This is a genomic window from Microvirgula aerodenitrificans DSM 15089, assembly GCF_000620105.1.
Classification (GTDB): domain Bacteria; phylum Pseudomonadota; class Gammaproteobacteria; order Burkholderiales; family Aquaspirillaceae; genus Microvirgula; species Microvirgula aerodenitrificans.
Window position 1 is genome coordinate 101,661 of sequence record NZ_JHVK01000005.1, and the last position, 18,337, is coordinate 119,997.

Here is an 18,337-nt window from a genome sequence, read left to right on the forward strand (position 1 = left end):
CCCGAAATCGGGCAGGCCGAGACTATACAAGCTTTCCGCTTCCGGCCGCAAGCGAGCAAGTGGATTTAATCAGGCGCGCCGGCAATCACGGCCGGCGCCGGCGCGGCGCAATGAAGCCTTCGGCGCGCAGGCGCTGACGGCGCCGGATCACGAAAAACATCAGCAGGCTGGGCAGCACGCCGAGAAAGAACAGGATCAGTCCGCTGCGGACGAGCGAGTCCTGCCCGACCGCAATCATCAGCACCACATAGATCCAGCCTATCCAGACAACCAGCATGACACCCACCCCGCCTTGGCAGTTCGACCGGGCGGCATTGTAGAAGAAAACCACACCCGCCGGCTTGCCCGCCCCGTCCTTATTGGGGAAAATCGTCACCGCCCCGACGGGAAGCAAAAATCGTTGCGCACAAAAGTGGGACTGATTATCATTCTCAAATGCTCAAAACCGACTCGCCCCCCGCCCCTCCGGCCCCCGCCAGCCGTCCGGACCCGCTCCGGCTGCAAAGCCGGGAACTGTTCGGCTCCCGCAACGAAATCCTGATCGAGCACCAGGGCGAAACCTACCGCCTGCGCCTGACCCGCAACGACAAACTGATCCTCACCAAATAACCCGACCCTTCCCCTGCCCGCCAGCCCCTGCGTCACCGCAGGAATGCAAGCCAGCGAACCCCTTCCCCTTACAAGGAGTTGTTCCCGGCCATGCGTCCCCTGCTCTCCCCGTTCCTCGCCTGCGTCACCATCATCAGTCCGGCCCTCGCGCTGGCCGAAACCGTCCCGGCGGAACTGGACCCGGTCCAGGTCACCACCGACCGCAGCCGCAAGAAACTGTCCGAAACCGCGCCCAATACCACGGTCGTCGACCGTGACCGGCTCGATGCCGGCCCGGCCGGCAACATGGCCGACGCCATCCGCTACGAGCCTGGCGTGAGCGTAGCCAGCGACCCGAACCGGCGCGGCAACGCGGGCTTTACCATCCGCGGCATCGGCGGCAATCGCATCCTGATGCTGATCGACGGCATCCGCCTGCCCGACGCCTACCTTGGCGGCGGCACCGCCATCTCCTCCCGCGACTATGTCGACATGGCGTCGCTGCAGGCCATCGAAATCGTCAGGGGACCGCAATCCAGCCTGTACGGCTCCGATGCCCTTGGCGGCGTGGTCGGCTATCGCAGCAAGCGCGTCGACGATGTGCTGAAGCCCGGCGCCCGGATCGGCGGCGGCTTCAAGGGCTTCGGCGCCAGCGACGACGACTCGCACGGCGCCACCGCCAGCCTGGGCTTCCGCACCGGGCAGATCGACGGCCTGCTGGTCTACACCTACCGCAAGGGCCAGGCGACCGACACCATGGGCCGCAACGACAGCGACGGCTTCGCCCGCACTGCGGCCAATCCGCAGGACTGGCATCAGGACAATGTGCTGGCCCGGTTTGGCTGGCAGCCCGGCGAGCGGCACCGGCTGGAATTCACGGCCGAGAACTTCTCCCTCCTTGTCGATACCCGCCTGCTGGGCTCGCTCAACAATGCCCGCACCGGCCTCACCCCGCGTGCAGCGCAGGTCGACAGCCAGGACGCAAAAGACCGCCTTCGCCGCCAGCGTCTGTCGCTGGGCTGGCACGCGCACCAGCTCGGCCCGTTCCAGCGCCTCGCCGCGACGCTGTACCGGCAGACGCTGAGAGAGCGCGACAGCGACGTGGCACTGGGTACGGAAACCGCCTGGCAGGGTCGGCGGCCGGTATCCAGGCCGGGCACGCTGACGCGTTCGTCCCATGCCTTCACCCAGACCCAGACCGGCCTCAACCTGGAGCTGGAGCAGCAGTTCGACGCACTGGGCGCCTCGCACCGGCTGGTATGGGGGACCGATCTGAGCCGGACCGACAGCGCCCGTCCGCGCGACCGGTGGCGCACCTATGCCGACGGCAGCATGACCCGGCTGATCCCGTCGCCACGACCGGGCATGCAGGCGGAGCGCTATCCGAGCAAGACCTTCCCGGACAGTACGTCCGACCGGATCGGCCTGTTCGCCGAGGACGACATGCGCTTTGCCGGCGGGCTGGTCGTCTCACCCGGACTGCGCTGGGACTTCTACCGGATGCGGCCGCAGCCGGACCTCGCTTACCGCAATGCCAATACCACCGGCCAGACCGTCAACCGTTTCCGCGACAGCGCACTGTCGCCGAAGCTCGGCGTCGCCCTGCCCTTCGCCAGCCATTACACCGGCTTCCTGCAGCTCACGACCGGCTTTCGCGCCCCGCCGTTCGACGATGCGAACACCGCTTTCACCAATACCGCGCATGGCTACACCATCCTCAGCAATCCGGCACTGCAATCGGAAAAAAGCCGGGGAGCCGAACTGGGGCTGAAAGGCGCATGGCCGTCCTTCGATTTCGGCCTGACCGCCTTCCATACCCGCCACAGCGGCTTCATCGATTCGGTCTTCCTGCACGAGGACCACAACCGGGTCCAGTTCTACCAGTATCGCAACCTGTCGCGGGTCGACATCAGCGGCGCCGAAGCCCGCATGGCATGGCGCTTTGCCCCGGGCTGGCGGCTGGTCACCACGCTGGCCCATGCACAGGGCGAGGACCGGGACAGCAAGCGGCCCATCGACACGGTGGCACCGACCACCGCCATCACCGGGCTGCGTTACGGCAACGACACGTATGGCGCCGAGGGCTTTGTCCGGGCCGTCGCACGCCAGGGCCGGGTCCGGGATCCCGGCGGCTTCAGGGCGCCGGGTCATGCCACGCTGGACCTGAGCACCTACTGGCGGCCGGGCAAGCACATGACGCTGCGTGCCGATGTGTTCAATCTGTTCGACCGCAAGTACTGGCACGCCAGCGACATCAGGGGGCGCAAGCCCGGTGACCGTGCGCTGGATCGCCATACCCGGCCCGGTCGCAATTTCAGTGCAAGTTTCGAACTTGCCATATAGAATGTAAATCATTCTCATTTATAAATTGAAAGTGCAGCTTGCGCGCTGACGGCTCCCCCCTCTGCCGTCGGCGCGGTTTTTTCACCAGCAACGGAATCGCTCACCATGGAATGCGCACCTTCTGCCTTGTGGGATGCCTACCGCACTCTGAAATCCGGCACGCCGATGCTGCGCGCCCGCGACGCCGCCAGAGCACTGGCCGTTACCGAGTGCGAGCTGGCCGCCGCCGACCCGTCCAGCACCTGGCTGCGTCCGGACTGGAACGCCTTGCTGACCTCGCTGGCACCGCTCGGCACCGTCATGGCCCTGGTCCGCAACGAGGCCTGCGTCCATGAACTGACCGGCAATTATGCGAATGTGACCCTCGCCGGCCAGACCGGGCTGGCGCTGCGCCCCAACCTGGACCTGCGACTGTTCCTGAACCACTGGTGCCACGCGTTCGCTACCCGGACCGACACCCCGCGTGGTCCGGTGCGCAATCTGCAGTTCTTCGACCGCCACGGCGAAGCGGTCCAGAAGGTCTATCTGCGCGCGGACAGCCATGCCGACGCCTTCGACGCCCTGGTCGAACGCTTCCGCGTCCCGCCGACGCTGCTCTGCATCGACCTGCCGCCCGCAGCCCCCGCGCCGTCCACTGGCATTGATGTCGACGCATTCCGTACCGAATGGCTGTCGCTGCGCGACATTCACCAGTTTCATCCGTTCCTGCGCCGCTGGGGACTGCCGCGCCAGCAGGCATTCGAACTGGCGCCGCCGGGCCACGCATGCCGCGTCGATGCCGGCGCGGCCGAGCGTCTGCTGAATGGCGCGGCGGCTGACGGGGTGCCGATCATGGTCTTCGTCGGCAATCGCGGCGCGATCCAGATCCATACCGGCCAGGTGCATCGCATCAAGCGGCTTGGCGAATGGCTGAACGTGTTCGACCCGGGCTTCAACCTGCATCTGCGCACCGACCTGATTGCCGACGCCTGGGTGGTGCGCAAGCCGGGAGACTGCGGTCCGCTCGGCTCGCTGGAACTGCTGGACGCAAACGGCGACAGCATCGTGACCTTCTTTGGCGAACGGCAGCCGGGCCACCCGGAGCGACCGGAATGGACCGCCCTGCTCGCGTCACTGCTCCCGGAGGACCGTGCATGCGCCGGCTGATCTGCGCCCTGTCGCTGCTGCTCGTCATCGCGCCGGTCGCTGGCGCCGGGCGAGTGGTCGTGCTGACGCCGGACGTTGCCGACATCGTCGTCGCCATCGGCGCGGCGCGCGACGTGGTCGGCCGGGACAGGAGCACCACCCTGCCGGCGCTGCAGGCGGCACAGGAGATCGGCTTCTTCCGCAACCTGAATGCCGAGACCATCGCCCGCCTCAAGCCGACACTGGTCATCGGCAGTGCCACGGCACATCCGGTCAGCATCTGGCGCCAGCTGGACGGGCTGCAGATCCGCGCGGCCGAAGTGTCGTCACGGGAGGACGGCCGCGACTTCGCGACGGCCATCCGCCGCGTCGGCCAGTTGCTGGGCCGGGTCGACCAGGCCGACCGGCTGGCACGCGACTGGCAGGCCGGCATGCGCGAACGCCCCGCCACCGGCATCCGTTACGCGATCAGCTACGACGGCAGGCTGGTCGCCGGCAGGCATACCGCCGCCGATACGCTGATCCGCGCCGCAGGCGGCATCAATGCCGCGGCCGGGCTGTCCGGCACCAAAGTGCTGTCACGCGACGCCTGGCAATCACTGAAACCCGACGTCATCATCCTCTGCACGCATACGGCCGCCGTCCACGGCGGCGTCGACGCCTTCCGCCAGCGCCCGGAAATCGCCGCGACACCGGCCGGCCGCGACGGCCGCATCCATCTGCTGCCGGCCAGCGACGCGATGATGATCTCGATCCGCAGCCCCGACGTGGTGCAGCGGCTGCGCGGGCTGTAACCGGCATGGCCGTCACGTCGTTGCTCCCTGCCCGCCATCCCGAACGTCTGGCCTGGTCGCTGCTGCTGGCAGCCAGCCTGCTGCTGCCGCTGCTCGGTGCCAGCCTCGGCGGCGGCGAGTTCCGCTGGCCGGACCTGACCGACCCCATTTTCACCACCCTGCGCCTGCCGCGCATCGCGGCGGCGCTGCTGGTCGGCGCGTCGCTGGCTGCCAGCGGCGCCGCCCTGCAGGCGCTGTTCCGCAATCCGCTGGCCGACCCGGGCCTGATCGGCACCTCTTCCGGTGCCGCGCTGGCCGTGGTGATCGTGCTCGCCACCGGCATTGCCGGCAGCACGCTGCCGTTCGCCGCCTTTGCCGGCGGACTGGCGGCCACCTGGCTGATCGTGGCCCTGGCCCGGTTCAGCGGCGGCGGCATGGCCGGCCTGCTGCTGATGGGACTGGTGATCTCGGCCTTCTGCGGCGCGGTAACCAGTCTGGCGCTGTTCCTGTCCGATGACCTGACGCTGCGCGGTGCATCCACCTGGCTGGCCGGCAGCCTGTCGTCGGCCTCACCGTCGCTGCTGCTGACCTGTTCGCTGGTATCCGGACTCGGCCTGCTGCTGCTGTTTGGCATCGGCCGCGATCTCGACTGCCTGCTGCTTGGCGAGGATGCCGCGGCGTCACTTGGTGTCGACGTGGTCCGTACCCGCCGGCTGGCGGCAATCGGCGCGGCACTGGCCACCGGTGGTGCCGTCGCCCTGTCCGGCATCATCGGCTTTGTCGGCATGATGGTGCCGAATGCGCTGGCCATTCTGGTCGGCGGCAGCCGGCGCCGGCTGATCGTGCTGTCGGCCTGGGTCGGCGCACTGTTCCTGCTCGGTGCCGACACGCTGGCGCGCAGCCTGGTCTGGCCGATCGACCTGCCGGTCGGCATCGTGGCGGCCTTTGCCGGCCCGCCCTTCTTCCTCTGGTTCTACCGTCGTCAAACAAGGAGTCTCCTCCATGGCTGATCCCATCGCCTTGTCCGCCCGTGATCTGGGCTACCGGATCAGCCGCAAGCCGATCCTGCAGGACATCAATCTGGACATTCCGGCCGGCAGCATCAGCGCGCTGCTCGGTCCCAACGGCGCCGGCAAGACCACGCTGCTGAAGCTGCTGGCCGGCCTGCGCTCGGCCAGCACCGGCGTGGTCCGCATCGACGGCATCGCCGTGTCGTCGATTCCGCCGGCCGAACGGGCACGGACCCTGGCCTTCGTCCCGCAGCACATCCCGGATGGCATTCCACTGTCGGTATTCGAGTTCATTGCACTGGGACGCGTCCCGCACCTCGGTGCCTTCGGCCGGCTGGCGGCCGGGGACCGCGACGCCGTCTGTGATGCGCTGGAGACAGTCGAGCTGGGCGACAAGGCCGAAGTCCGCCTCGATACACTGTCCGGCGGCGAACGTCAGCGCGCGGCCATCGCCCGGGCGCTGGCGCAGTCGGCGCCGATCCTGCTGCTGGACGAACCGACCAACCACCTCGACCTGCGCCACCAGCACAAACTGCAGCAGTTGCTGGTCCGGCTGGCGGAGTCCGGAAAAACCGTGATCGAAGTGCTGCACGACCTGGCCCTGGCCGCCAATTACGCCGACCATGTGGTCCTGATCGACCATGGCCGGCTGGTCGCCGACGGCAGCCCCGAGCAGGTCATGCGCGAAGACTGCCTGCGGGCCGTCTACGAGTGCCCGCTGCGGCTGGTTCGCCATGCGCCGCGTGGCTGGCATATGGAAATGCCGCAGGCAGCCTGAATACCCTGCAAAAACAACGCCTCCGGCAAAGGCCGGCACGGGAGGCGCGCGCGGCCGTCCGCGGGACCGGCTCGTGTGCCGGCCCCGAATCACGATATTGCTGCTGCCAAAACCACAAATTCATGACTCGCGAATAATTTCACTTGCGCAGAATCCAAACATTCGTTTGAATCATCGCTCCCGCGAGTGGCGGCACGCGCTGCGTTGCCGATCCGGACAACAGATCCGGCCCGCCATCTCGCGCCCTGTCACGAGGAGGAGGGACACACTATGACACTCGGCGAATGGTTCATTCCCGCCAGCGTCCGCCAGGACGCGGACCGGCTGATCAAGGCACGCACTGTCGTCAACGTCGCGCTGCTGGCGGCGGTGCTGACACCGCTGTTTTCCATTTCCTATTTCAAGCTCGGCCATCTGGCGATGGGCTACGGCATTCTGGCCGGCGGCATGGCCATGGCACTGGGTGCACTGCTGCTGCGCCTCAGCGGCCTGGTCGGACTGACTGCCCAGTTCATCATCGCCATCATGTTTGCCATGGTCAGCTGGATGGTATTCGTCAACGGCGGGCTGATGGGCACCAGCGTGGTCTGGTATGCGTCGATCCCGTTTACCGCCGTCTTTGTCGGCGGACGGCGCTCGGGGTATCTGTGGGCGGCGCTGACGCTGCTGGCGCTGATAGTGTTCCTGCTCGCCAATGGCGATCCCGGCACCCTGCCATCCACGCCGATTCCGGAAGCCGAGCACCCGCTGCTGCAGATGAAGTCGCTGGCCGGCCTGAGCATCGTCGTGCTGGTGCTGGCGCTGGCCTTCGACGGCGCCAAGCGCAAGGGCTTCAGCCAGCTGGAGCTGGCGCGCGAACAGGCCGAGACCGAACGCAACAACGTATCGACCATGCTCGACCACATCACCCAGTCGGTCCACGCCGCCAGCCAGGAAAGCCGCGATATCGCGGTCACCGCACGGCTGATGGTCGCCACCATGACCCAGCAGTCGGCACGCACCCAGGAAATGGTCGTGACCGTGCAGCAGATGAGCGCGCTGACCGAACACAACGCCGAGCAATCGTCGCAGGCCGCCGCCGTTGCCATCGATGCCCGCAAACAGGCGCACCAGGGCGGCGATATCATGAACAACGCCATGCAGCACCTCGACGAGGCCGGTACGGCCATGGCGCGCTCGTCAGAAGCGATCGAGTCGCTGGGACGCCGTTCGAGCGAGGTCAACGGCATCGTGCAGCTGATCGGCGAGATTGCCGACCAGACCAACATGCTGGCATTGAATGCCGCCATCGAAGCCGCCCGGGCCGGTGACGTCGGCCGCGGCTTTGCCGTGGTCGCCGACGAGGTGCGCAAGCTGGCCGAGCGCACCCAGACCGCAACCAAGGATATCGAGACCAAGATCGGTCTGATCGTCAACGGCACCCAGGATGCGCTGGTGGCCATCCGTGAAGGAGTCGACCGCATGCAGGGCGGCGCCGGCAACTCGCGCGCCGCGCATTCCAGCCTGCGCGAACTGATCGGCGGCGCGCAGAACCTGGCCGAGGTACTGGAGCAGGTGGCGGGCGCGGAAAACAGCCAGTCGGCCGGTTTCAAGACCTTTGCCGGCGATATCGGCAATATCGGCCAGTCGACCCAGACGCTGTCGAACGAAACCGCTGCCATTGCCGAGGCGACGCGCCGGCTGGACGGGCTGATGGCGGAACTGGCGGAGCGAATTCACCATTTCGAGCAGTCCCGACGGCAACCGGTCGCGATGGCGGCATGATCCGCCGCTTCCCATCCGCCGCCGCCTTGACCAATGATCTTGCAGGCCCTGGCATAAAAGGCTCTAATTCGCCCTTATGGAATGGCTTTTCAAAAAAATAGGTCTGGTCGCCCGGCACTCGAAACCGGAAGTGGTCCAGTCGCTGCTGGAACTTGCCCGCCACCTGGAGCAACAGGGGCTGCACGTTTTCATTGACCGCGACAGCGTGACCCGGGCCGAGGCCCAGGGGCTGACGCTGATCGACCGCAATGATTTCGGCAAGATTGTCGATGTCGCGATCGTGCTCGGCGGCGACGGCACCATGCTGTCGGTCGCCCGCCTGCTGGCGCCGTACCGCATCCCGCTGATCGGCATCAACCAGGGCCGGCTCGGCTTCATGACCGACATCCCGCTGCACACGATGATCGCCTCGGTCAGCAGCATCCTGCAGGGCGAGTTCCTGCCCGAGGAACGCATGCTGCTGCAATCGAGCGTCATGCGCGACAACGTCGAGGTCGCCCAGCACCTGGCACTCAACGATATCGTCATCAATCGTGGCGCCATGGGGCAGATGATCGAATTCGAGATCTTCGTCGACAACCAGTTCGTCTACAGCCAGCGCTCGGACGGCCTGATCGTCAGCACGCCGACCGGCTCGACCGCCTACGCGCTGGCCTCCGGCGGGCCGATCCTGCACCCGACCGTGCCGGCCATCGCCCTGGTGCCGATCTGCCCGCAGTCGATGAGCAATCGTCCCATCGCCATCAACGACTCCAGCGAAGTCGAATTCATGCTGACGCGCGGCGAGGATGCCCGCGTTCATTTCGACGGCCAGTCGCACTGCGACCTGATGGAACTCGATCGCGTGCTGATCCGCCGCTACCGCAATCCGCTGCGCCTGCTGCATCCACTCGGCTACAACTATTACGACATGCTCCGTCACAAGCTGCACTGGGGTGAGCGTCTGCTGTAACCCCTGCCGCACCCCGCCCTCTGCCCAATCGCTACCGGAATCCGCCCGCCGATGCTGCTATCGCTTTCAGTCCGCAACTTCGTCATCGTCGACCAGCTCGAACTCGACTTCCGTCCGGGCTTTACCGTACTGACCGGTGAAACCGGCGCGGGCAAATCCATCATCCTCGATGCCTTGTCGCTGCTGCTCGGCGGCCGTGGCGATGGCAGTCTGGTCCGGCATGGCGAGGAGCGCGCCGAACTGTCGGCCACCTTCGCCATCGGCGACATGGCCGACGTCCGCAGCTGGCTGGTCGGCCAGGAACTGGCCGACGACGGCAACGATGAACTGCTGGTGCGCCGCGTCGTCGATGCCGGCGGCCGCTCGCGCTGCTGGCTCAACGGCCGCCCGGCCACGCTGGCCCAGCTGCGCGAGGCCGGCGAGTGGCTGGTCGACATCCATGGCCAGCACGCCCATCAGTCACTGGTCAAACCGGATACCCAGCGCCGGCTGCTCGATGCCTATGCCGGCGCACTCGATATCGTCCAGGCGGTAAAGGGCGCGTTCGAGCAGTGGCAATCGGTCAAGCGCCAGCGGGTAGCCGCCGAACAGCACGTGGCCGAATTCGAACGCGAGCGCGAACGCCTGCAATGGCAGATCAGCGAACTGACCGAACTCGGCGTGCAGGCCGGCGAATGGGAAGACGTGTCCGCCAGTCATGGCCGGCTCGGCAATGCCCAGGAGCTGATCGAGGCCGCGCAGACCGCCATCGACACCCTGTCCGAGTCGGATCACGACATTCTGTCCGCCGTGGGCCAGGTGCAGAACCGCCTGTCACGGCTGGTCGACGTCGACAGCAAGCTCAAGGACACCGTGGCCCTGCTCGACTCCGCCGAGGCCGAGTTGCGCGAGGCGGTCTATGCGCTCCGCGATTACGCGGAGGGAATAGACCAGGACCCGGCTGAATTCGCGCGCATCGAGAAGCGCATTGACGCGCTGTATTCGATGGCGCGCAAATACCGCGTCCGTCCGGAAGAACTGCCGGAGAAACTCGCCGCCTGGCGCGAGGAACTGGAGCGGCTGTCGCAGTCGGCCGATGTCGACGAGCTGGTGCGCCAGGAAAGCGATGCCGAGCGCCTTTACCGCGACCTGGCCGACCAGCTGTCGCTGAAACGCCAGCAGGCGGCCGTCGAACTGGCCGACCGCATCAGCGAGGAAATGCAGGGGCTGGCGATGCAGGGCGCGCGCTTCGCCATCGAACTGGCCCCGCTGGCGGCACCGGCGGCCAGCGGCATGGAATCGGTCGAATACCTGGTCGCCGCCAATGCCGGCACCGCGCTGCGGCCGATGTCCAAGGTCGCGTCCGGGGGCGAGCTGTCGCGCATCAGCCTGGCGTTCCAGATCGTCGCCAGCCAGGTGGCGGCGGTACCGACGCTGATTTTCGACGAAGTCGACGTCGGCATCGGCGGCCGGGTGGCCGAAGTGGTCGGCCGGCTGCTGAAACGGCTCGGCCAGCGCTACCAGGTGCTGTGCATCACCCACCTGCCGCAGGTGGCCGCCTGCGGCGACAATCAGTGGCAGGTCGCCAAGCATCTGGAGGCCGGCCGCACGGTCAGCAGCATCCAGACCCTGTCCGACCGCGAGCGGGTGGAGGAAATCGCCCGCATGCTCGGTGGCGAGCAGATTACCGACACGACCCGGCAGCACGCGGCCGAGCTGCTGGCGCTGGTCGCCTGAGCGGCTACCGGATGCCCGTGCACGCTCGCTGACACCGGCCCGTCCTTCCCTGCCTGCGCCCGCCACCATGGCGGGCGTATGCCTGACGGGCCATTACTGTTTCATTTCTCTCAGCCCGTTCTAAGTCACACGGTTTTACCATCCAGGGTGTGCTACAAAGGATATCCCATCCGGATACCGGTAGCGGCAAACATGAGGATGGACAAATGCGTGTGCTGTTGATTGAAGACGACCCGATGATCGGGGATGCCGTGATGCTGGCATTGCGGGATGCGACCTATGCCGTCGACTGGGCACGCGACGGTGAAGCAGGTCTGGCCCTGTTTGCCAACCAGCAATACGAAATGGTGCTGGTGGACCTGGGGCTGCCGAAAATGGACGGCTACGCCGTGCTGACCCGGCTGCGGCAGAAGGACGCCCAGGTACCGATCCTGGTCGTGACCGCCCGCGACGGGCTGGACGATATCGAAAAGGGGCTGGACCTCGGCGCTGACGACTATGTGTGCAAGCCGTTCGAATTCCGCGAACTGCTGGCCCGCATGCGCGCGGTGACCCGGCGCAAGGCCGGTTCGGCCGCCCCCATCCTGTCCAACGGCGAAATCGATCTCGACCCGGCCAGCCGCGAGGTCAGCTACCGCGGGCAGTCGCTGCGCATGACCAGCCGCGAGTTCTCGCTGCTGCAGGCGCTGCTGCAGCGCCCGGGCGCAATCCTGTCCCGCAGTGACCTCGAGGAACGCATCTACAACTGGGATCAGGAAATCGACAGCAATGCGGTCGAGTTCCTGATCCACTCGATCCGCAAGAAACTCGGTTCCGACATCATCCGCAATGTGCGCGGCCTCGGCTGGATGGTGGCCAAGCGCCAATGAACTACTCTCTCCGCTTTCGCCTGTGCGCCTGGATTACCGCAGCCGTGCTGCTGGCGGCCGCTCTTGCCGGCTTTGCCTCTTTCGAAAGTGCGCGGACGGAAGCCAACGAGCTGCAGGATGCCCAGCTGACCCAGATCGGCACGCTGCTCGATGCACGCGACCTGTCGGTGCCACCGCCGCAGAACCTGGCGTCGACCACCACCGACCCGGACCTGTATATCGAGGTGCAGATCCTCGGCCGGCCGGATGTCGGTGACAAGGCCGTGTTCCCGTCCAATCTGCTCGACGGTCTGCACACGCTGAGCATCAACCATGAGGAGTGGCGGCTGTACGTGATTTCGCTGGACAACGGTGACCGTATCGCCGTCGGCCAGCGCACGGCCGAGCGCGACGAGATCGCCAATATCGGCGCCATGTCGACCATCGTGCCGCTGCTGGTGCTGATCCCGATTCTGCTGACCATGATCATCGGCGTGATCACGCTGGCGCTGCGGCCGGTCGCCCGCCTGAGCCAGCAGATCGACCATGATCCGAACCGCTGCCTGCAAAGCCCGCTGTCGATCGCACAGCTGCCGGACGAGGTGGCACCGCTGGTGCGGTCGATCAACCGGCTGCTGGCACGCCAGTCGCGACAGCTCGAGCAGCAGAAGCGCTTTATTTCCGACGCCGCACACGAACTGCGCTCGCCGATGACCGCGCTGATGCTGCAGGCGGAGAACCTGTCCGCCGCCGACATGTCCGAGACCGCCCGCGAGCGCCTGCAGCGGCTGCAGGCCGGGCTGGGTCGCAGCGCCGCGCTGATCGAACAGTTGCTCAGCCTGTCGCGCGCGCAGGCGCAGACCGCCGCCGCCACCCAGTCGGTCAGACTGGCGGATGTGCTGCACAAAGTGCTGGAAGACCTGGTGCCGCAGGCACAGGCGCGCGATATCGATATCGGCGTCGTTGCCCACGATGACGTCGGCGTTGCCGCCTACGAGCTGGATGTCGCCACCCTGATGCGCAACCTGCTCGACAACGCCATCAAGTACACGCCGCCTGGCGGCACCATCGACATCGGCATCCACCATGTCGGCGACGAGGCGACTTTCGAAGTTCGTGACAGCGGGACGGGTGTGCCCGACAACCTGATCGACCAGTTGTGGCGGCCCTTCTTCCGCGTTCCCGGCACCACCGCGCCCGGCGCCGGCCTCGGCCTGTCCATCGTCAGCAATATCGTCGACAAGCTGTCCGGCCGCGTGTCGGTTCGCAATGTCGCCCCGGATGAAGGCAGCGGCCTGATCATCGCTGTCCACCTGCCCGCCCAACCCTGACCCCATCACAATGACTCTGAACCAGAAATTGCTTCGCCACTCCGGTGGCCTGGTGTTCTGGGCGTGCCTGGCCATCGTCTGGCTGGGTACGCTCGGCCAGCGCGCGCTGATCACACCGGACGAAGGCCGCTATGCGACCCTGTCGCTGGGCATGCTGCACAGCGGCGACTGGATTACTCCGCGGCTGAACAACCTGCTGTATTTCGAAAAGCCGGCCATGCAGTACTGGGCGGGCGCGATCGCGTTCAAGCTGTTCGGCGTCAACGAATTCGCCGCCCGCTTCTGGCCCGGCCTGACCGGCCTGCTGACGGTGGCGCTGGTCGGCCTGACCGGACGGAAGCTGTGGTCGCCGGCCGCCGGCCGCAACGCCGCACTGGTTGCGGCCGGTTGCGCCTGGATCGTCGGCAACAGCCATTTCCTGACCCTGGATACCGGGGTGACCTTCTTCCTGACCGCCGCGCTGTCCGGCTTCCTGCTCGCCCAGCGCGACGGCGCCGATACACGCGAGCGCCTGTTCTGGAACCTGTTCATGTGGGCGGCCATGGCCGGGGCCACGCTGAGCAAGGGGCTGATCGGCATTCTGATTCCCGGCACCACGCTGGCGCTGTACTCGCTGCTGGCCCGCGATGTCCGGCCGTGGACGCGGATGAACTGGCTGCCCGGGCTGGCGCTGTTCCTGGTACTGAGCGTACCGTGGTTCGTGCTGGTGTCGCAGCAGAATCCCGGCTTCGCCCGCTTCTTCTTCATTCACGAGCACTTCCAGCGCTTCCTGACCACCGAACACCGCCGCACCGGCCCGGTCTGGTATTTCGTGCCGCTGCTGCTGGCCGGCTTCCTGCCATGGACCTCCCTGCTGCCGGCCACGCTGCGTGCCGGCTGGCAACGGGAGCCGGGCCGGTTCCAGCCGCGTCGGCTGCTGCTGGCCTGGTCGCTGTTCGTGTTCGTGTTCTTCAGCGTGTCCGGTTCCAAGCTGCCGTCGTACATTCTGCCGATGTTCCCTGCGCTGGCGCTGCTGCTCGGCCGGGAGCTGGAAACGATGACGGCGCCGCGCCTGGCCCGCCACCTGATTGCCCCGGCCCTGCTGTGGCTGGCGGTGCTGGCGGCACTGCCGTTCCATGCCCGTTTCTCCTCGGCCGAGACGCCACCCGCCGCGCTGCACGCGCTTGCCGTCGGTCTGGGCATTGCCGCCATCCTGTTTCTGCTGTGCGCGTGGTTTGCCTGGCGCGCGCTGCGCCGTGACGAACGCGGTCTGGCACTGGCCGCCTGGGCGCTGGGCGGCTTCCTGGCCGTCACTGCCGGGGCACTGGGTCACAACACCTTCGGCCAGCTGAAAAGCAGCAAGGCCGTTGCCGTGGCCGCCGCGCCGCTGCTGACGCCGGCCACGCCGGTGTTCTCGGTGGCGATGTATGACCAGACACTGCCGTTCTATCTGCGCCGGCCGGTCACCCTGGTTGCCTACAGCGATGAGTTCGCCTTTGGCCAGGCCGCCGAGCCGGACAAGTCGCTGCCCGATATCGCCTCGTTCACCCGACGCTGGCGCGAGCTGCCCGCCGCGGCCGCCATGATGGGTCCCGGCACCTTCACCACCCTGAGCCAGGACGGCCTGCCGATGCGCGTGGTCTACCGCGACGCCCGCCGCCTGTTCGTCATCAAACCCACCCCACCGGCCAATGGAGCCAATTAGTGAAACCGCTTGAATTTCTGCTGATCCTGATCGGCGTGCTGCTGAATGCCGGCGCACAACTGCTGCTGAAGGCCGGCGTGCGCCAGATCGGGCACTTTGAATTTACCGCCGCCAATGTGTGGCCGATCGGCCTGTCGCTGGCCGGCAACCCGCCGATCCTGGCCGGACTCGGCTGTTACGTGATCAGTGTCGGCGTCTGGATCATGGCGCTGTCACGCGTGGACGTCAGCATCGCCTATCCGATGCTGTCGATCGGTTATGTCGTCAATGCACTGCTCGCCTGGTGGCTGTTTGGCGAAGCGGTGACCGTCATGCGTCTGATGGGGATCGCCATCATCATCGTCGGCGTGCTCGTCGTCGCACGCAGTTAGCATCAAGGAGTCGTCATACATGGATTTCCTGCCCTTCACCCGCCCCGATATCGACGAGGACACCATTGCCGACGTGGTCGGCGTGTTGCGCTCCGGCTGGCTGACCACCGGCCCGCGCTGCAGCGAATTCGAAGCCGCGCTGTCGGCCCACGTCGGTGGCCGGCCGGTACGGGTGGCCAACTCGGCTACCGCCACGCTGGAGTTCGCGCTGCGCATCGCCGGAGTCGGCCCCGGTGACGAGGTCATCACCACGCCGCTGACCTGGGTCGCCACCGCCAACGTCATTCTGGCCGTTGGCGCCACGCCGGTGCTGGTCGATGTCGATCCGGCCACCCGGCTGATCGATCTCGATCTGGCCGAAGCCGCCATCACCCCGCACACCCGGGCCATTATCGCCGTCGACCTGGCCGGCCTGCCGGTCGACCGCGACCGGCTGTATACGCTGGCCACCCGCCATGGCCTGCGCGTGGTCGAAGACGCCGCCCAGTCGATCGGCGCCAACTGGCGTGGCCGGCGCATCGGCAGCGACGGCGACCTGGTCAGTTTCAGCTTCCATCCGAACAAGAACATCACCAGCGGCGAAGGCGGCTGCCTGGTCATGAACAATGAAAACGAGGTGCGGCTGTTCGAGAAGCTGCGGCTGCAGGGTGTGACCCGCCATGACGACGGCACGATGGATGTCGACATGCTGGGCGGCAAGGCCAATCTGACCGATATCGCCGCCGCCATCGGCCTGGGCCAGCTCAAACGGCTGGACGCATTCAATGCCCGCCGCCAGGCACTGGCGCGACGCTATTTCGAACAACTGCCGGACGATCTGGGCCTGGTGCTGCCGCCGGAGGATTTCCAGCATGGCAACTGGCACATGTTCCAGCCGCTGCTGCCGCTGGCCGACATGCAGGGCACGCGTCACGACTTTATCGCCGGCATGCGCGAACACGGCATCGGCATCGGCGTCCATTACCCGGCGCTGCACCTGTTCTCGCTGTACCGCGGGCGCGGCTTTGCCGAGGGGGATTTCCCGCATGCCGAGGATATCGGCCGCCGCACCGTCACCCTGCCGCTGTTCCCGGCCATGCAGGATGACGACATCGACCGCGTCTGCACGGCGATCGCCCGCGTGCTCCCGCCCCTGCTGGGGAGAGCCGCGTGACCAGCCCGGCAATGCTTTCCGTGGTCATTCCGGTCTACAACGAGGAAGCCACCCTTCCTGCGCTGTTCGACCGGCTGTACCCGGCACTGGACGCACTGGATGTCCGCTACGAGATCATTTTCATCAATGACGGCAGCGTCGACCAGTCGACGTCACTGCTGGCCAGCCAGTTCCATGCCCGGCCGGACGTGACCCGCGTCATCCTGTTCAACGGCAACTTCGGCCAGCATCGCGCCATTCTGGCCGGCTTCGCCCATGCGCGCGGCGAACGCATCGTCACCCTGGACGCCGACCTGCAGAACCCGCCGGAAGACATCCATTTGCTGCTGGCCGAGATGGACAAGGGGCACGACTACGTCGGCACCATCCGCCGCAGTCGCCACGACAGCCTGTGGCGCCATGTCGCCTCGCGGATGATGAACCGGCTGCGCGAGCGCATCACCCGCATCCACATGACCGATCAGGGCTGCATGATGCGCGCCTACAGCCGGCGCATCATCGACACCATCAACCAGTGCAATGAACTGAATACCTTTATCCCGGCACTGGCCTACCAGTTCGCGCAGAACCCGGTCGAGACCGTGGTCGGCCATGAACAGCGCCATGCCGGCGAATCCAAGTATTCGCTGTACAGCCTGATCCGGCTGAACTTCGACCTGGTGACCGGGTTCTCGGTGGTGCCGCTGCAGATGTTCTCGCTGCTGGGCACGCTGATCTCGTTCGGTTCGGCCATCCTGGTGGTCTACCTGCTGCTGCGCCGGCTGATCGTCGGTCCCGAGGCCGCCGGGCTGTTCACGCTGTTCGCCATCAGCTTCCTGCTGATCGGCGTGGCGCTGTTCGGCATCGGCCTGCTCGGCGAATACGTCGGTCGCATCTACCAGGAAGTGCGCCAGCGGCCGCGCTACCTGATTGCCGGCATCCTGGAACACAAGGAAGACGCATCATGACCCGTGCCGTCGTTTTCGCTTATCACGACGTTGGCGTCCGTTGCCTGAAAACCCTGCTGTCGCACGGCATCGATGTGGCGCTGGTGGTGACCCACCGTGACCGGGCTGACGAGAACATCTGGTTCGCCAGCGTCGCCGATACCGCTGCCGACTACGGCATCGAGGTCATCACCCCGGACGATCCGGATACGCCCGAAGTGCTCGACCGCGTTCGCGCCGCGCATCCGGACCTGCTGTTCTCGTTCTACTACCGCCACCTGCTCGGCACGGCACTGCTCGACAGCGCGCCGCTGGGCGCCTTCAACATGCACGGCTCGCTGCTGCCGGCCTATCGCGGCCGCGTGCCGGTCAACTGGGCGCTGATCCACGGCGAGACGGAAACCGGCGCCACGCTGCACGCCATGACCAGCAAGCCGGACAACGGCGCCATCGTCGACCAGATGGCGGTGCCGATCCTGCGCGACGACGATGCGGCCGACGTGTTCGCCAAGATCACGGTCGCCGCCGAAATCGTGCTGTCGCGCAGCCTGCCCGCGCTGGCCGCCGGCCGCGCGACGCTGACGGCGCAGGACCTGTCGCGCGGCGGTTATTTCGGCGGTCGCCGGCCGGAAGACGGCCATCTCGACCCGGTCTGGGACGCCGCGCGCCTGCACAACTTCATCCGTGCCCTGACCCGCCCGTTCCCCGGCGCCTTCGCCAGTCTGGCGGGGCGACAGTTGCGGATCTGGCGCAGCTTCCGTGCCCCGTTCCCCGTCGGCGCCCCCCGGCCCGCACGCGCCAGCCTGATGGCGGCCGGCGGCACCCTGTGGCTGCTGGCGGCCGACGGCCAGGCACTGCGCCTCACCGACGCCGAACTCGATGACCAGCCGCTCGACGCGGCGGCCTTCCATACCCTTTTTGATCAACAGACCCTCGAGCTGGCCTGACGCCTGCCCCGGCCTCCACCTGCTGGAA

At 66.8% G+C, this 18,337-nt stretch carries 17 protein-coding genes; 16 read left to right on the plus strand and 1 reads right to left on the minus strand.

Annotation, left to right across the window (positions count from 1 at the left end):
• Positions 1-85: 85 nt before the first annotated feature.
• Positions 86-376: a hypothetical protein gene (locus Q352_RS0107425; protein WP_233495229.1), complete on the minus strand. Its 291-nt coding sequence runs from the start codon at positions 374-376 to the stop codon at positions 86-88.
• 59 nt (positions 377-435) lie between these two features.
• Here Q352_RS0107425 and hemP point away from each other — a divergent pair, with 59 nt between their 5' ends.
• From hemP to Q352_RS0107505, 16 genes are all read left to right on the plus strand, one after another.
• On the plus strand, positions 436-609 hold the full coding sequence (gene hemP / locus Q352_RS22745; RefSeq protein ID WP_084299951.1) for a hemin uptake protein HemP: 174 nt from the start codon (positions 436-438) through the stop codon (positions 607-609).
• 90 nt (positions 610-699) lie between these two features.
• Positions 700-2,931: a TonB-dependent hemoglobin/transferrin/lactoferrin family receptor gene (locus tag Q352_RS0107435; protein WP_036385614.1), complete on the plus strand. Its 2,232-nt coding sequence runs from the start codon at positions 700-702 to the stop codon at positions 2,929-2,931.
• A 105-nt stretch (positions 2,932-3,036) separates the two neighbouring features.
• Positions 3,037-4,077, plus strand: a complete 1,041-nt coding sequence (locus tag Q352_RS0107440) for a hemin-degrading factor (RefSeq protein ID WP_028498807.1) — start codon at positions 3,037-3,039, stop codon at positions 4,075-4,077.
• On the plus strand, positions 4,065-4,850 hold the full coding sequence (locus Q352_RS0107445; protein WP_028498808.1) for a heme/hemin ABC transporter substrate-binding protein: 786 nt from the start codon (positions 4,065-4,067) through the stop codon (positions 4,848-4,850). The genes Q352_RS0107440 and Q352_RS0107445 overlap by 13 nt, the downstream gene beginning before the upstream one ends.
• A 5-nt stretch (positions 4,851-4,855) precedes the next feature.
• Positions 4,856-5,839 (plus strand): FecCD family ABC transporter permease, encoded by a 984-nt coding sequence (locus tag Q352_RS0107450; RefSeq protein WP_051528756.1) that lies wholly within the window; start codon positions 4,856-4,858, stop codon positions 5,837-5,839.
• Entirely contained in the window at positions 5,832-6,617 is a 786-nt protein-coding gene (locus Q352_RS20185; protein ID WP_036385616.1) for an ABC transporter ATP-binding protein, read from the plus strand. The genes Q352_RS0107450 and Q352_RS20185 overlap by 8 nt, the downstream gene beginning before the upstream one ends.
• Positions 6,618-6,887: 270 nt before the next feature.
• Complete coding sequence (locus Q352_RS0107460) at positions 6,888-8,381, plus strand: methyl-accepting chemotaxis protein (RefSeq protein WP_028498810.1); 1,494 nt, start codon at positions 6,888-6,890, stop codon at positions 8,379-8,381.
• 76 nt (positions 8,382-8,457) lie between these two features.
• Positions 8,458-9,333 (plus strand): NAD kinase, encoded by an 876-nt coding sequence (locus tag Q352_RS0107465; protein ID WP_028498811.1) that lies wholly within the window; start codon positions 8,458-8,460, stop codon positions 9,331-9,333.
• Between the two features lie 51 nt (positions 9,334-9,384).
• The gene (gene recN, locus Q352_RS0107470; RefSeq protein WP_028498812.1) at positions 9,385-11,049 is read left to right on the plus strand and encodes a DNA repair protein RecN; all 1,665 of its coding nucleotides are present in this window, start codon (positions 9,385-9,387) and stop codon (positions 11,047-11,049) included.
• 206 nt (positions 11,050-11,255) lie between these two features.
• Positions 11,256-11,918, plus strand: a complete 663-nt coding sequence (locus tag Q352_RS0107475) for a response regulator transcription factor (protein ID WP_028498813.1) — start codon at positions 11,256-11,258, stop codon at positions 11,916-11,918.
• Positions 11,915-13,228, plus strand: a complete 1,314-nt coding sequence (locus Q352_RS0107480; RefSeq protein ID WP_036385619.1) for an ATP-binding protein — start codon at positions 11,915-11,917, stop codon at positions 13,226-13,228. The genes Q352_RS0107475 and Q352_RS0107480 overlap by 4 nt, the downstream gene beginning before the upstream one ends.
• Before the next feature lie 10 nt (positions 13,229-13,238).
• The gene (locus tag Q352_RS0107485) at positions 13,239-14,912 is read left to right on the plus strand and encodes a phospholipid carrier-dependent glycosyltransferase (protein ID WP_051528757.1); all 1,674 of its coding nucleotides are present in this window, start codon (positions 13,239-13,241) and stop codon (positions 14,910-14,912) included.
• Positions 14,912-15,283, plus strand: coding sequence for an SMR family transporter (locus tag Q352_RS0107490; RefSeq protein ID WP_028498816.1), 372 nt, complete (start codon positions 14,912-14,914; stop codon positions 15,281-15,283). The genes Q352_RS0107485 and Q352_RS0107490 overlap by 1 nt, the downstream gene beginning before the upstream one ends.
• A gap of 19 nt (positions 15,284-15,302) precedes the next feature.
• Complete coding sequence (locus Q352_RS0107495; protein WP_028498817.1) at positions 15,303-16,436, plus strand: DegT/DnrJ/EryC1/StrS family aminotransferase; 1,134 nt, start codon at positions 15,303-15,305, stop codon at positions 16,434-16,436.
• A complete protein-coding gene (locus Q352_RS0107500) occupies positions 16,433-17,383 on the plus strand; it encodes a glycosyltransferase (protein WP_028498818.1) in 951 nt (316 codons plus the stop codon). Before Q352_RS0107495 ends, Q352_RS0107500 begins: the two co-directional genes overlap by 4 nt.
• Positions 17,380-18,309: a formyltransferase gene (locus tag Q352_RS0107505; RefSeq protein WP_028498819.1), complete on the plus strand. Its 930-nt coding sequence runs from the start codon at positions 17,380-17,382 to the stop codon at positions 18,307-18,309. Before Q352_RS0107500 ends, Q352_RS0107505 begins: the two co-directional genes overlap by 4 nt.
• Positions 18,310-18,337 lie beyond the last annotated feature (28 nt).